Consider the following 15,924-nt stretch of genomic DNA (forward strand, 5'->3'; position numbering starts at 1 on the left):
GTTTTAAGGCGTGGAAGGTTAAAATAGAATTGAAAAAATATACTTTTGTCCCAAATAAGTACATAAAATATTTTACAATAACCACAGTCGTTCTCGTGATTTTGCTACTGATTTGTATCATGGGTTCCGTTTTAATGATTCAAACAGAGCTGAATGCTCAAATTGAAAATAGTGATCAGATAGATTATGCAGTTGTCTTAGGGGCTGGCTTAATAGGCGATCAGGTCTCAGAGAGACTTAAAATCAGGCTTGATACGGCATATCACACGCTTAAGGACAATGAAGTGCCCATTGTTGTCTCAGGTGGAAAGGGTGACGATGAGCTCATCTCAGAAGCAGAAGCCATGAAACGCTATTTAGTGGAGCAGGGGATTTCGGCATCTCGGATTATTTTAGAAGATCAATCTACTTCCACTTATGAAAATTTGAAATTTTCAAAGGCTTTGATGCCGGAGGAGCGTAATGCCGTTTTAATCATCACGAGCGATTTTCATATGTACAGGGCCAAAATGATTGGCAGAAGATTGGGATGGCAAGTGCAAGGCGTATCTGCCGTTCATCCCAAGGGAGAACGTTTAAAGCTAATGCGAAGAGAAGTATTTGCACTGATTAAAGATGGCCTAATTACAAATGTTTTGTCATCAAGCTATTTAGGGAGGGATAAAATGAAGACAGAAAAATCATGTGGGATCGTGGTCTTTAGAGAAGTGGATCACAAAATAGAGTATTTGCTATTGAAAAGCAAGAAAAATGGGGATTGGGGGTTCCCAAAAGGACACGTGGAAGGAGATGAGACAGAGTACGAGACGGCCAAAAGAGAAGTTTTAGAGGAGGCTGGCATTGATATTCAGATCATGGAGGGTTTTAGAGTTCCCATAGAGTATCTTGTAAAGAAAAACGTCCACAAAACAGTGATTTACTTTGTTGGTGCTCTTGAAAATCAAGAAATACACATTCAAGATAGCGAAATAACCGATTTTGTTTGGCTTGATTTGGATCAGGCTTTGGAGAATTTGACACATGATAATGCCAAAGATGTACTTCTTAAAGCAAATCAATTTCTACTTGAGAACAGGACGTAAAGAAAAGAAAATACATTATTTTAGATAGAGGGATTATGATGAAGAAAATACTTAAATTATTATTATTTATAGTGCTTGTAGTGGCCATTTTATTCGCTGTAAGATATAAATTAACCTATAATGGCAAGGTGCTTTTAGTCAAAGCGGACTCTGAAAAAGGTTTCTATTACGAGTATTATTTGTATATACCAGAAGGCGTTGGCACTGAAAAAATACACACCCTCTTGGTCTGTCCTAATAATACGGGCACCACGAGTGATGATCACGATGTTCATGTACAGAAAGTGCTTAAAAAAATGCATTCGGATAAAGATTCATATCCAAAGCGCATCGCATATGAATTAAAAGTGCCCATGCTCATGCCGGTTTTTGATCGACCGGAAAGCAATTGGCAGGCATATACGCATGCTCTTGACAGTGACACACTTAATATAACACAGGGTGCACTGACTCGAATAGATTTACAACTCATAGCGATGATCCAAGATGCTAAGCGTGTTTTAGAAGAAAAAGGGGTTGAAGTTTCAGACAAAGTGATCATGGATGGTTTTTCTGCATCTGCTAACTTTACAAATCGTTTTGCGGTACTCCATCCGAATGTCGTTAGAGCAGTGAGCACAGGAGGTGTTAACAGTATGCCAATCATACCGCTTGAAACCCTAAACGGTGTAACCCTGCCTTATCATGTGGGGATTGGCGGTTTGGAAGAGCTGGCAGGGTTAGAACTTAATTTGGATGAATACTTGAAGGTAGATCAGTATATCTACATGGGGGCAGAAGATGAAAATGATACTTTGCCCTATGACGATGCTTATAATGAAGATGAAAGACGTATCACAGAAGAGGTGCTTGGAAAAACCATGAATGAGAGATGGCAAACTTCCAAGAATATTTATGAATCGTTGAAGATACCTGCAGAAATGGTGACTTATGAAGGCATTGGTCATACTGTGACAAGTGATATGATTGCAGATATTATCCATTTTTATAAAAAAATTTTGACAGAGAGAAAGTAGGCAGACAAATATGAAAATGATCAAATGCTATGGCGCAACATTGATACTGATAGGTGCACTCTTATGTGTAGGATGTTCCAATCTAAACGAAGCAGCTGAAAAAGAAAAAGCTTATCATGAATTGGAAGCAGAAATTGTACAACTTAAAGCAGAAAAGTTATCGCTTGAAACCACAGTCAAGGCCAATAATGGTGAATTAGATAGTTTGAGGGACAGCGTTTCGATGTCCGATGATGAAATTGAAAACAGTGAAGTCTTTTGGGAAGGCTATGAGGAGAAGTTGGCAGCAGCATCCACGCTTGGAGCCGTTTTTGATCTCTATACCCCAAGGCTGGATGGCGCTTATTCAGAAGGTTATTATGCCACTCTATATGATTTGTTTGTTCAATATGGTGAAAAAGAATTTGTTGAAAAACTTGCGATTATTGAAAATCGTGAGAATATAGATGACATCGTCAGTTGCTTAACCAGTGAGATGACTCAATTGTATTGGTATGATGAATTTCCCGATCTGGAGACTCATAAAAAAAATCTCTTAGCGCTTGTAAGTGAAAAGGAATTGTCCTATAGAGAAAAGCAAATTTGTTATCACTTGCTTGCAGATCTTGAATGGATAGAGCAATATGGGAACGATTATAAATAGGACACCTTAATTTCATAGAATAGAATATGATATAATGAGAGTGGGGGACATGGACATTAAAAAAGCATGTCCCTTTCATAATGCGTTAATGTGTCTTTTTTATTTAGAGGCATTTATGATATGATGACATTGTAGAGGGGACGAAAAGAGCCTATGAAATAGAATTTTAAGATAGGAGTTTATATGTTTAGCGAAAGTATCAAATCTTTGTTTTTGCGATTAGTTGCAACTCAAAGTGACACCAATACACACAGAGAAAGTTATATAGAAGAACAAATTTTGAATTGGATTAAAGAACAAACTTATTTCAAAGCACACAATGAATACTGCGGGGCCTATCCGCTTGAAAACGATCCTTATCAGCGTAGCGTCATATGGTCGCTTGTGAAGGGGACTGGTCCTAAAACCGTTATTTTGATGCATCATCACGATGCCATCGATATTGAAGAGTATGGAAAACTCCAATCCGTTGCTCTAAGACCGGATGAGTTAAATGAAGTACTCGCCCATAAAAAATTGTCTCATCAAACCAAGGCAGATCTTGAATCTGGAAACTGGACATTTGGCAGAGGTGTTGCTGATATGAAATCAGGTGCTGCAATCCAATTGGTTCTAAGTACATATTTTTCAGAGCTGGAAGGATTTGAAGGGAATATTCTCTTGTTGAGCGTTCCAGATGAAGAGACATTGTCGCGGGGCATGCTCAGTGCTGTACCGCTTATGACCTCATTGAGAGCACAATATGGACTGGAGTATCTTTTAACGATTAACAGTGAACCGTATTTCAATCAGACTAAAGGCAAGGCGATCTTTTATGAAGGCTCCGTAGGCAAAATTATGCCAGTACTCTTTGTTAAAGGGGTTAAGAGTCACATAGGAGAACCCTTTAACGGCTTTAATCCTTCATTAGTGCTCTCGGATTTGCAACGCAAAACAGAACTCAATATCGATTTATGTGATGTCTTGGGAGAGGAGGCAACTCCCCCACCAGTTTGGGTTAATCTTAAAGATCGAAAGAAGGCTTATGATGCCTCCATCCCAGAAGCTGCAACAGGTTATTTCAATTGGCTGACGTTCACCAGATCGCCAAAGCGCATCATGGATAAATTGGTCTCTCTTGCAAATCGTTCTCTGAGAGATACGCTCATTCACTTCGAGGACGCTTATGAAAATTATTGCAATTTAACAGGTGTTATTCCAGAACAGATTTCTTTTGTGCCCAAGGTATATACCTTTGATCAAGTCTATCAGATGGCAATAAATGAGATGGGTGAAAGTTTTAAAGCGCGTTATGACTTCATTCAAGAAGAGCTCAATGCGTTGTTGATTGCAAATACGATTACTTTGCCGGAGGCGACAACGCGGTTAGTGGAATATGTCCAAGATGCTATTGATCTAGAAGGACCTGCCATTATCATTGCCTTATCCGGTCCGTATTATCCTCATGTGAACAATACAAAAATATCAAAAAAATTGCCATTTTCTCTTGAAGAGACGATCAATGAAATTGCGGCGGAGCGGTATGACCTTGTCTTTGAATCCCAGAGCTATTTCATGGGAATCTCAGATTTATCGTATGCAACATGGTCGGGAAATGATGAAGACATCGCTTTGATCAAGGCTAATAGTCCGGGGTGGGACACGATTTATAGAATTCCATTTAAGGAACTGGCGACATTAAATATGCCTGTTGTCAATATAGGGCCATGGGGGAAAGATCTGCATAAGACAACAGAACGCGTTTATACAAAAGATGTCTATGAACGCATGCCTTATATCATTAAAGAATTGATCATCAAATGTATAGAAACAACTTAAAATATTGTATCGCTTAAAATATTATATAGATGAAAATAGAGAGATACCATCAGTGCTTAGAATTAAGTGACTGATGGTATTTTGCGTTTCTACGGAACACGGTGTGGCACTTGAACTCAGCCCAATAAAAAAAAAAAAAAGACAAAATATTAAGAAAATTCAATAAATATGTTGACATATGACGTTATATTAATTAATATAATAGCAAGACGTCATATGACGTCATAATACAGGAGGGCGATAAAATGAATATTGAACATCAAGAACAGATACAAAAGGTACTGATTGCTCTAAAAGGCATGACAGTCAAAAATTTCTTCTTTGTTGGATGTGGCGGTTCTAAAGCGGCGTTAGGTCCTGGAGATTACTTTGTGGATAGGGAAGTGGGCTTACCTTCAAAAGTATATACGTCCAATGAATTCATACATCTCAGTCCAAAAACTTTAGATGAGAACAGTGTTGTCATTACGAGATCACATTCAGGCACTACGCCAGAAACTGTTGAAGCAACTAAATTTGCAAGAAGCAAGGGTGCTTTGACAATTGCAATTTCTATGGATATGGCATCTCCACTTTGTCAAGAGGCAGAGTATGTCATTCACTATAACTATAAAGATGGTTCTGATGCGTCAGATGGTGATACTGGCATGTACTGGGCGTTGATTTTTAATATCATCAATACGCTTTCTCCAAATGAGAAATTTGATCGCGTTTTAAGTCAACTCTCAAATCTCGAAAAATTACTTGACGTGAACAAGAAAAGCACTTATGATACAGCTTATGATTTTGGTAAGCGCAATAAAAGAGAAAAATTAATTTATACCATGGCTTCTGGGGCCTACTTTGATCAAGCTTATTCTTTTACAAGTTGTTTGCTCATGGAAATGTTATGGATTCACTCAAACGCAATTCATTCTGGGGAATATTTTCATGGCCCATTCGAAATGACAGATTATGATGTGCCATTTCTTATGATTGTAGGGGAAGGGGCTTCAAGACCACTTGATGAAAGAGCTTTGAATTTTGCACAGAAATTTAGTGATAAAGTTGAAGTCGTTGATGTTCAAAGTTTAGATTATCTAAACATGGACGCAGATTTAAGAGAATATTTTGGACCTGCCATCATTGGAGCAGTTTTGCGTCAATATGCAGATGGTTTAGCTGAACATACGGGGCATCCGCTTTCTGTAAGAAGATATATGTGGAAAATGGATTACTAAGCATTACTAGAAGAGCATTGTTAAATAAGAGCGTGTATACTCATATTTATGTTGAAGGAGGGAACTTTGATGAAAAATAGATTAATGATAATGGGGCTACTTGTTTTAATCATAAGTTTTACATTTGGATGTTCAAAATCAAATGATAATGAGATATCATCAGAGAATGATCAAAATGTTGTTTCAGAAACTGGGGCAAAAGACGAACAGGTTGTTATTAATTTTTTCCATAGATGGCCAAATGAACCGAGAAAGTCTTTCTATCAAGAAAAGGCAGATGAATTTATGGCACTTAATCCTAATGTGAAAATCAACATCGATGCCGTCTTAAATGACTCATATAAAGAAAAAATAAGAGTATTGGTTTCAAATGATGATTTGCCGGATATTTTTACGTCATGGTCTGACTCCTTTGCACTAAATCTAGTAAAATCTGAAAGGATTATGCCTTTGGATGATATTCTAAATGCTGATCCAGATTGGAAGAACAGTATTATTGCATCGCAATTTTCTGGATTTACTTTTGATGATGTCACTTACGGCGTGCCATTTACAATTGATGGGAAAGCATTTTTCTACAACAAAAGCGTTTTTGCAGAAAATAATCTTAAAGCGCCAAAAACTTATAGTGAGTTTATAGAAGTTCTAGATGCATTGCAAGCAGCAGGGTATGAGACACCGATTGTAGAAGGGTTGACAAATGCATGGGCAATTTCTCACTATGAAGGGACCATTCTTCAAAGATTGCTTGATCCTAGCGTAACTGAAGTAGATTACAATGAAGCCACTGGAACTTTTACAGATCCAGGTTACGTGAGAGGTCTTGAAATTTTTAAGGAATTGACCAAGTATATGGGTGAGGTATCCACAGCAATTGATCATGAAACCGCTAGAAATATGTTTGCAAAAGGTGAATCTCCAATTGTTTACATGCAATTTGCTGAAATTAAAATGGTTGAAGATCAAACAGATATGGACTTTGGATTTTTTAACTTCCCAAGTATTGAAGGTGGAAAAGGGGATCAAAATGCTTTAACTGGAGCACCTGAAGGTTGGATGCTCAGTAAAAATGCACCTCAAGAAGCTGTTGAGTTCTTAAAGTTCTTAACCTCTAAAGAAACTGCATATGCTTTCACAAAAGCAGATGGTCAATTAAATGCAATTATAGGTGGTGTGGATGCAGAAAATACTTCTCCAATTAGTATGAACGCCTTTAACATAGTAACAGAGGCGTCTGCAACAGCACCTTGGTTTGACAATGCCGTTAATATCAATATCGCAGATATCTTTATGCGCGGTGGTCAATCTCTTGCAACAGGTGAATTAACGCCAGAAGAAATCATGGAAGAAGTTCAAGCTGAAGCAGATAGATTGAGAAAGTAATGCTAATTTTCAACCTCCTTGTGGCTTAGGGGCCTATGCTCAAAGCCACAGGGGGGAATCCCCCTATTAAGGAGCAGAATGATGAATAAATTTAATAATAAATTGGCCTCTTTTTTATTCTTACTGCCTTGCTTAATCTTTCTGTCTATCTTTGTTTTTATGCCTTTATTTAAAAACTTTTATAACAGTTTTTTTGAATATTCTGTGTTTTCAGCGACAAAAGATTTTGTGGGATTAGACAATTTCAAATTGCTTTTAGCGGATAAAAAGATTAAAATTGCGCTTTTGAATAACATAAGATATGCCATTATATCGGTTTTTTTCCAAGTTGGATTGGGATTGGTTTTAGCAGCCGTACTGGAACATCATTTTCTGAGAAAAGTAGCCCCTTTTTTTAGAGTTACTTTTTTTATGCCGGTTATGATTTCCATATCTGTAATTGCACTGCTCTTTGGCTTTATTTATAATCCTCAAATTGGCATTCTCAACAGTTTTTTAGAGTTAATTGGATTAGATAATTTATCAAGGGCATGGTTGGGGAATTCGTCAACGGCAATTTATGCTGTAATTGCAATGTCTCAGTGGCAGAGTATTGGCTATATTATGATGCTCTTTATCGTGGCAATTCAGAGAATTTCAAAAGAATTATATGAGGCCGCAGAGCTGGATGGGGCAGGCAAGATCAAGCAATTTTTCTATATAACAGTTCCGCAAGTCAAAGAAACCTTGTTTATAAATACTTTACTCACCATTACAGGTTCCATGCTTGTTTTTAATGAACCGTATATACTTACAAATGGTGGTCCAGGTGTTAGTTCTATGACACTTGCAGTGTACATGTATCAAAGTGGTTTCTTTAAAGATCGTATGGGGTACGCTTCAACAATTGCAATTACAATTTTTATCATCACAGCGATCTTGGCCATCATTCAGATTAGAATTTCACACACTGGAAAGGATTGATGATTGATATGACAAATAAAACGATTCATAAGAAGAAAAAGCGGATGAGCTTTGGGAACTTAATTGTGGTTATTCTTCTGTGCATAGGGTCAATTATAATCCTCTATCCACTTTTATGGATGGTTATTTCTTCCATGAAAAGTTATGATGAGATTTATAATAATGTATGGGGATTGCCGAGTAAGTGGCTAATTGAGAACTATAAGACAGCTTGGTCCATAGGTATCTCAAACTATTTCATGAACAGTGTGATTGTGACAGTCATTACTGTGGTATCTGTACTAATAATTGCATCAATGGCAGCTTTTTCGTTGTCTCGATATCGATCGAAGTTCATAGATATTGCTCTGGTTGTGGTCATGTCTGGCATGATGATCAATCCGCAAGTTGCTTTGATACCGCTTTTCAATATTTTAACCAAATTAGGATTAATAAATACGAGGCTGGCTTTGATCTTACCTTATATAGCTTTTAGATTGCCGCTGAGCATTTTATTATTGAGATCGTATTTTTTAAGCATTCCAAGAGAAATTCAAGAATCTGCCATCATCGATGGCTGTAGTGAGTTTGGCATCTACAGAAGAATTTATCTGCCAATGTCTAAACCGATATTATTGACAACAATCGTTTTGACTTCATTCTATGCGTGGAATGAATTCTTGTTTGCAACGATATTTATAGATTCAGATGTATTGAGAACCATTCCATCAGGGCTTATGAATTTTAGAGATGCACTTAGGACGGATTGGGGTGTCTTACTTTCTGGAATGGTAATTGCAACAATTCCAATGATTATTTTACTCATATTGATACAAAAACATCTTGTTAGGGGCCTCTCTGAAGGGTCCGTTAAAGGTTAGGAGGCGCTTACGTGAAAATAATTGGCATAGGAGATAATGTCGTCGATGTTTATATAGACCAAAATGTTTTTTACCCAGGGGGTAATTGTGTCAATGTGCTTGTGAACGCAAAGAGGAATGGCGCAGAGAAAGCTTCCTATTTAGGGATATTTGGAACAGATGATGCCGCTGAGCACATTAAGTACGCACTGAAACAAGAGCACATTTCATTTGATTTTTCAAGGACAACAGTGGGAAAGAGCGGTCATCCAGGGGTGAACATAAATGCACTTGGGGATAGAGTATTCGTAGGCGGCCCACGGGATACAGTTCAGCATATTGTCAAATTGAATTTGACAGAGAATGACTTAGACTACATCAAGGGGTTTGATGTGGCACATGTGAGTCGATATTCTTCTATGGAGTCTGAACTCGAAAAACTATCAAAGGTGATCTCTGTTTCATATGATTTTTCAAATGGTTATTCAGAGGCTTATTTGAGTCAGGTCTGTCCTTTTATCGACTATGCTTTTTTATCGGCGGCAGATTTGAGCGATGAAGCCATAGAGGAACTCTTGAAAACAATGAAGCCTTATAATCTGAAAGTCATAGGCATCACAAGAGGCGCTCAACCAGCTATTTTTATCTATAATGACAAGCGCTATATACAAGAACCAGTGGCAACTCAGGTGGTTGACACCATGGGTGCAGGAGACAGTTTTATAGGTGGTTTTTTAAGAGCCTTTATGGATGGAGAACCCATAGAGACGGCTTTGGCTTTAGCCGCAAGTAGTGCCGCTAAGACTTGTGGCTTCCACGGGGGCTTTGGATATCCTAAAAATATGACATCTTAAGACGAAATATGTTATAATAAAACTTATTATAGAGAGCGCAAAGCAATCTCGAAATTTGTTATTACAAATAAACTTGAGCCGAATGACTTGAAAGGGCAATACACTCTTGAAAGTCATCGGCTAAAGTTGGTTTGAGACCGTTGAGTGTTCTCTTAATTTGTTTATACTTGAGGTGGTAGAATGAAAGGCTCAAAATATTTATATGATCAGATTCGCATGAGTATTCTTCAAATGATCAGTTCCGGTCAGTTGCAAGAAGGGGACAAAGTACCGACAGAAAAAGAATTGGGTGAACTGTTCGAGGCGAGTAGAATTACTGTAAGACGCGCTCTAAAAGAATTGGAAGCGGAAGATGTTTTAGAGATTCTTCATGGAAAAGGTACTTTTGTCAAACGCAAAAAACAGAGTCTTCATATGTTAAATCTCGAAGGTTTTACAGAAGGCCTTCAAAATGGCAGAAACGACATTACCAAGGTGATTTTGGAAAAGAGGATTATAAATGCGCCAGACGCGCTATATCCGATATTTCAAAGGGACGATAAATTTAAAGTTTTAAAACTGGTACGGGAAATTAAGCATCATGAAGCGATATTCAGTGTGGACTATGCCTATTTTCCAGTGGATATTTATCCCGATTTTGATCAAAGAGTGAAGGACAATGTTTCTACATTTGAGATCGTTCATAAAGAGTATGGCATCAAGTTTATGAAAGCCAGAAAAGTGGTTGAGGTGGTCTATCCCGATGAAGAGGTGAGCGAGTGGCTTGGCATTTCAAAATTAGATCATGTGATCCAGATTAAAAAAGTGACCTATGATGAACAAAATAGACCTGTTCATTTTTCAACTTATTATGTAAAAGCAGATAATGTGAAATTATTCATAGATATCGATATTGATGAAAAAAAGGGCAATTCTTCAAGTGTGCCTGAAGTCTTGCTATAGATCGTCTGATTGACGAGAATTGAATTCAAAATTTCTATAAAGCATCGAAATAGAGACCAATATAGTCACTCATGTATGTTGGCAAAAGGAAGTGTATTTTAAGCGTTATTATAATATTTTAAAAAAGTGTGATATGATTATAGGGAACTGACTGAGAAGATAAAGAATTTATGCTAATAGATTTGGATAGCTTAGGTGTCTTTTGATAGAGAATTGGATAGGAACTTACTTGCAAATTAAAGGATTAGAGGTGACCATGATTGATCAGTACGTAATACACAGTCTTTATGGAAGAGGTATTGTAAAAGAAATCAAAGATAACTATTTAAAATTGGATTTTGAAGATGGTGCGAAACTAAAAACTTTTTTATACCCAGATGCCTTTGAGTCTTTTTTAACCTTTGAAGATAGTGCGTTACAGAAAAAGGCACTTGAAGATTTGAAAAAAGTTTTAGTCATGAATCAAATAGAACAAGAGGAAAAGGATTTAAAGAGCGCGGCTTATGAACAAAAGCTTAAAGAGGAGCGTCTTGAAGTCATCAAGAAAAAGAGAAAAGCTGCCGCACCCAAAGTAGCTAAAGCAAAGGTTGTAAAATCCAAAGAAGTTAAAGAGAAGAAAGTCAGAAAAGTTAAGATAGAAGACTAAAAAGCACTGAAAGAATGAAAGAGAGCACCTAATTTAAAGGGGATGCTCTCTTTTGATATGTGCAGATGCTCTCTTGAACTAGTTTGAGTTAAAAGTGCTAGAGCTGGACCAATTTTTAGCATGAATCAGCAGGTTGTGTGTGATCAATAAAGCCTGTTCACGGGTTAAATTTGATTTTGGCATAACTGCACCATTGCCATCGCCGTTGATCATGTGATTTTCATAAGCCAATTCAAGCGCGTTTAAAGCCCAAGGGGCAATTTGATGCTGATCTGTAAAGAATACGTGCTCTGAATTGTTTTTCTCAAAAGTGATACCTGCTGCTTTGAGCATGTTAATGGTGACAACTGCGATTTGTTCACGTGTAATGGGATTCTCTGGGCCAAATTGACCGTTACCATAGCCGCCGATAATAGAGAGCGCATGTGCTCGCAACACCCATGGATCAGCTGTGTCGTTAAAAGTAGTTGATGAAGAGGCTTTTAAAATGGCCTCTGGTGCATCAGTGAGGGTCATATAAGTTCTCACCATGAGCTCAGAATAGTCGCGTCTAGTCATATTGGCTTGATAGTCTGCGTAGTAAAAATCCGGGAGGACTAATGCCTTAGATAGAAGCTGGATGCCTTCAACTGCCCAAGTGGACGGTTTAGAGGACTGGATATCTGGGCTCACAATTGAAGATGTGGATTCTGATACGGGCTCAATGTTCAGGTAATTCAGCATGGTATATTCATCAAAAATCCCCATTTCCAAGGTTAACTTATTGTCTTTTATAGTGACCAGCTTCGTTTTTTCAGCATAACCTTTTATGGATTCATCATCCATAAAAGCATGGCCTTCTATAAAAATTTTGTTATGCGCATATGTTCTGTCCTGCCAGCCGCAGGAGACGGTTACTTCGTAATCCCCGTTGGGCAGATCGAATTCAAAAGTCTTTTCACGGCCCCAATTATCATAGAGGATACTTGCTTTTAAAGGATCTTTTACGTCGCTTAAATAGCGATACATCACATGGGCCATATCGCCATACCATCCATATCCCAATGTTTCATCATAAGGGTTCCAACCTATTTTAAGGTATGTTTTCCCTGCAACCACAAGAGGCGTATCCGTAGGTGAAGCGGAAGGATCTTGGAAATTAATATAGTACGCTTGTCCAGTTGTTTCAGCGCGTTCATGCGTAATTGACGATTGAATATCAGGAATCACCTTTAAGTTGCCGCTTAAGGTCATGCCGATGTATTTCCTCAGCGTATACATATAATGACTATCTCTGTTATAACTGGTCAAACCGTAAATGATTTTATCCACTTGACTGTCTGCTGGGTTTTCTTGATAAACTTGGGGCTGATTCTTATTGTTTAGGAGGTACAGGTATTCGTAATCTTCTAAACTGTCACGCATTAGTTCAAATCGGATTGAGGAGACATAACGGTGGTCAGTTGAACCGTATTCAATGGGTTTATTGTCCTTCCCAGGGGGATAGAGCATGAAATTGTCACCGTTGTGATTGCTGGTCATGGTATCGATCCAGACATTTTTTTGCCAATCGTTGAAGGCATAATGTGCAATCCCTTTAATGCGATATTTCCACAAGAACCAGCCGGTTAACTTACTCTCAATACCGGGATGATCCAGTGTGATGGGATTGAAATAAGGCGGCTTCGTACCGTGTAAAAAGTAAACCCATGTATTTTCGCCATAATTGGCCTCGCGGTCCCAAGAAATTTCTGGATCATATTTGCCCAGCACGGCAAGCCATTGATCAATTTTGACGTTTGGATATTGAGTATTGTTGAATATTTCTGGTTTAGGTTCTTCTGAAACCATCAGCCTTAAGTTAGGTGCATATTTTTTAAGGGCCTGAGCATACCAACTGACGGCATCGTAATCCGCTTGATCCTGTGGCTCATTGGCAAAGTAATAATAGGCTTTGTCCAAGTAACCTGTTTTTTTCAGATAGGCTTCAAGGTCTCTAACATAGCTGAACCATTTTTGATTATAGGCACTTTTGAGATTGTCATTTAGATACCAGTCGCTAGATTTTCGGGTGATTCCTTGGAAAGTATCCGGTCTTTGATCTGCAGAAGCGTCATTATTTCTAAAAGTCATTGCCATAAAAGAGGGAAAACCAGTGCCTTCGTTGAAGGCATTTGCATTGAGAAATCTATTTGCCGTATTGAGCGCGCCTTTTAAATAGCGATCTGCAGGATATTCGAACCCCCATATGCCGTGAGGATCGCTAAATGCTCCAGTAGTGCTATCGTAGTCAATGTATGGACTTCCGCCATTGCTCGTTAATCCACCTGACCAAAGCACGCTTTTAGGCGTTAAGCGATGATCTATCATAAATTGTTTGAAACTGTCCACGTACTTCCAATAATTTTCTGACGTGCCTGAGACGCCATATTTCTCCAAGATGCTATTTGCAGATACATTTATTTGAGATTTGACGTGGAGTTCACTTGGTATGGCGAAGTCAAAGACATGAATGCGTACAGGAATATCCATTCCATTTATGGAAACGAACATGGTGTAATCCCCTGCATTTATGTTTGCAGATGATTTTAAAGAAAACCAAAGTGTTGTGTTTTCGCCTGCCTTTGCGGTGAGGTTGGCATTTATTGCTATCGGATACAGTGGATCTGGGTATAATCCCACTTGCCCGAGGTTATCTGTGGTCTGCTTAAGATTGACGTACTCAACTTTATAGAGATCTACATCGATGCCTTGCGGTTTGTCTTTGAGTTCAACTTGTATATTGAGCGCTTTAGTCGGGTTAAAGACCAGTTGAAAGGGCTCAAATTCATCTTTGGCAAGATAGAGATCTATGCCACTATATGTACTTTTAGGCACAGTCTCATCCTTAAAGACTTTTTCACTGGGATAATCTGTCCAGAAAGTACAATCACTGGTGGATTCAGACAAGCGATATCTGCCTGGATTTTCGGAACCAGAGATGTTCTGGGTGGGTGTTTCTATTGATGTTGTTGTGGTCGATGTTGTGACAGTGAAAGCCAATGGCGTGTTTATGAAGATCAATAAGGTTAAAAATAGGGCTATAAATCTCATGGCTTTGAAACCTCCTCTTTTTAGCGCATCAATGGTTGGCGTTAATGTTAGCGTGCTGGAAAGATCATACTTGAGCGATTGTATTTAAAGTTAATATACTTAAAGCTATTGTACTAAAGTTATATAGTAACATCAATAAATTGAAATACATTGACTTACCAGTGAGATATATTATTAATGAAATTGTAAAAAACATACACATTATGACAATTTACATTAAATGGTTGAAAATTAGGATAATTGGATATAGTATGGAAATAGATAAATAATCATTTTCTAAAATGTTGAAATAAAGAGTAAATATTATAAAAATAAAAAATAGGGAGTGATGAAAATGAAAAAGAAATTATCAATATCACTATTTATATTGTTTTTTTTAATTCCTGCGGTTAATAGTTTTGCTGAAGATGACAAGGCGTCTATTGTAACTTTTGATGTGACTATTAATGATACATCCATTAATACGATTAATAGTCAGTATCCACTAATAGTATATAAGGATATAACCTATTTTCCCTTGACTTGGGGTTATTGTAGATGGTTAGGATTAGATATTGATTGGGATGAAGAAAAGGGATTAAAAATAAATAAGAATAATCAGTTTTATTCTTATGAAACATATGAAAAAATAATTAATAATATTAATAAAGATCATGAAATTACATTACCAACATATCCTATATTTATTAATGACGTATTAATAGATAATGATACTGAAACGTGGCCATTTATAGTATTTCGCGACATAACCTATTTCCCGTTAACTTGGGATTTGGCAGTAGAGACTTTTGAATGGGATTATTCATGGGATGAAGAAAGGGGATTAATAATAAATAAGGAGGGGGCAATAAAAGATAAAGAAATAAATTTGCTTTCATTAATAAATGATTTGGTTTATATCAGAGATTATAAATTTGAAGCGGAGATATATGAAAAAAAATCTAAGGCGTTGATTTCAACTACTAATGGGTTGAAAACAAGTGTTATAAATAATGAAGAGTTGAATTGTGAGCTGAACTTTGAAAATTTGAGTATAGATTATTATGGAGATCGTATTTCTGTAAAAAGTATGGGAGTATCATATATTATTCCAGATTATAACATTAATGGGTATGGCATCGATTATGCGGGGTCAAAAAATAGTAGATTCATGGGGTCCTTTATAATGGACGCAATAGAATATGGGATGATGAAAACCTTATTTAATTGTTCATTTGTAGGAGACGATAAAGAAAAGATTATTTCAATTGAAGAAAAAGATACAACTAATAACATGGAAAAATGGTTAATAAAATATCAGCAAGAAGATCCATATACTAAAGAAATAAATACGATAGAGGCTCTTATAGGAATATCTAATAATAAGATAGAAATAATATCCATTGAAGATGCAGCGTATCTCTATGAAATAGATATACTCTATTGATTAAAACAACAAGATTTGAG

Annotated in this window: 13 protein-coding genes; 12 read left to right on the forward strand and 1 reads right to left on the reverse strand. The window is 37.2% G+C overall.

Features of this window, described 5'->3' with window-relative positions; all coding sequences use genetic code 11:
* The first annotated feature begins 29 nt into the window (after window positions 1-29).
* From ISU02_RS00350 to ISU02_RS00400, 11 genes are all read left to right on the forward strand, one after another.
* Window positions 30-1,082 carry an ElyC/SanA/YdcF family protein gene (locus ISU02_RS00350; RefSeq protein WP_194699792.1) on the forward strand — a complete coding sequence of 351 codons (1,053 nt, stop codon included), beginning with the start codon at window positions 30-32 and terminating at the stop codon, window positions 1,080-1,082.
* Window positions 1,083-1,117: 35 nt separating this feature from the next.
* Window positions 1,118-2,098, forward strand: coding sequence for a hypothetical protein (locus tag ISU02_RS00355; RefSeq protein ID WP_194699793.1), 981 nt, complete (start codon window positions 1,118-1,120; stop codon window positions 2,096-2,098).
* Between the two features lie 10 nt (window positions 2,099-2,108).
* A complete protein-coding gene (locus tag ISU02_RS00360; RefSeq protein ID WP_194699794.1) occupies window positions 2,109-2,741 on the forward strand; it encodes a hypothetical protein in 633 nt (210 codons plus the stop codon).
* Window positions 2,742-2,924: 183 nt separating this feature from the next.
* A complete protein-coding gene (locus ISU02_RS00365) occupies window positions 2,925-4,559 on the forward strand; it encodes a M20/M25/M40 family metallo-hydrolase (RefSeq protein ID WP_194699795.1) in 1,635 nt (544 codons plus the stop codon).
* A 245-nt stretch (window positions 4,560-4,804) separates the two neighbouring features.
* The gene (locus tag ISU02_RS00370) at window positions 4,805-5,779 is read left to right on the forward strand and encodes an SIS domain-containing protein (protein ID WP_194699796.1); all 975 of its coding nucleotides are present in this window, start codon (window positions 4,805-4,807) and stop codon (window positions 5,777-5,779) included.
* Window positions 5,780-5,848: 69 nt separating this feature from the next.
* A complete protein-coding gene (locus ISU02_RS00375; RefSeq protein WP_207736131.1) occupies window positions 5,849-7,162 on the forward strand; it encodes an ABC transporter substrate-binding protein in 1,314 nt (437 codons plus the stop codon).
* A gap of 81 nt (window positions 7,163-7,243) precedes the next feature.
* Complete coding sequence (locus ISU02_RS00380; protein WP_207736132.1) at window positions 7,244-8,125, forward strand: carbohydrate ABC transporter permease; 882 nt, start codon at window positions 7,244-7,246, stop codon at window positions 8,123-8,125.
* The gene (locus tag ISU02_RS00385) at window positions 8,125-8,985 is read left to right on the forward strand and encodes a carbohydrate ABC transporter permease (protein ID WP_228727691.1); all 861 of its coding nucleotides are present in this window, start codon (window positions 8,125-8,127) and stop codon (window positions 8,983-8,985) included. The genes ISU02_RS00380 and ISU02_RS00385 overlap by 1 nt, the downstream gene beginning before the upstream one ends.
* Window positions 8,986-8,996: 11 nt before the next feature.
* Window positions 8,997-9,818, forward strand: a complete 822-nt coding sequence (locus ISU02_RS00390; RefSeq protein WP_194699798.1) for a PfkB family carbohydrate kinase — start codon at window positions 8,997-8,999, stop codon at window positions 9,816-9,818.
* A 180-nt stretch (window positions 9,819-9,998) separates the two neighbouring features.
* Entirely contained in the window at window positions 9,999-10,760 is a 762-nt protein-coding gene (locus ISU02_RS00395; RefSeq protein ID WP_194699799.1) for a GntR family transcriptional regulator, read from the forward strand.
* Window positions 10,761-11,016: 256 nt separating this feature from the next.
* On the forward strand, window positions 11,017-11,406 hold the full coding sequence (locus ISU02_RS00400; protein WP_194699800.1) for a hypothetical protein: 390 nt from the start codon (window positions 11,017-11,019) through the stop codon (window positions 11,404-11,406).
* Window positions 11,407-11,484: 78 nt separating this feature from the next.
* On the opposite strand, the gene ISU02_RS00405 is transcribed toward ISU02_RS00400, so the two are convergent.
* Window positions 11,485-14,478 (reverse strand): glycoside hydrolase domain-containing protein, encoded by a 2,994-nt coding sequence (locus ISU02_RS00405; protein WP_194699801.1) that lies wholly within the window; start codon window positions 14,476-14,478, stop codon window positions 11,485-11,487.
* Between the two features lie 334 nt (window positions 14,479-14,812).
* Here ISU02_RS00405 and ISU02_RS00410 point away from each other — a divergent pair, with 334 nt between their 5' ends.
* On the forward strand, window positions 14,813-15,904 hold the full coding sequence (locus ISU02_RS00410; RefSeq protein WP_194699802.1) for a hypothetical protein: 1,092 nt from the start codon (window positions 14,813-14,815) through the stop codon (window positions 15,902-15,904).
* The last annotated feature ends 20 nt before the right edge of the window (window positions 15,905-15,924 follow it).

The sequence above is a fragment of the Fusibacter ferrireducens genome, from assembly GCF_015352425.1.
GTDB lineage: Bacteria > Bacillota > Clostridia > Peptostreptococcales > Acidaminobacteraceae > Fusibacter_A > Fusibacter_A ferrireducens.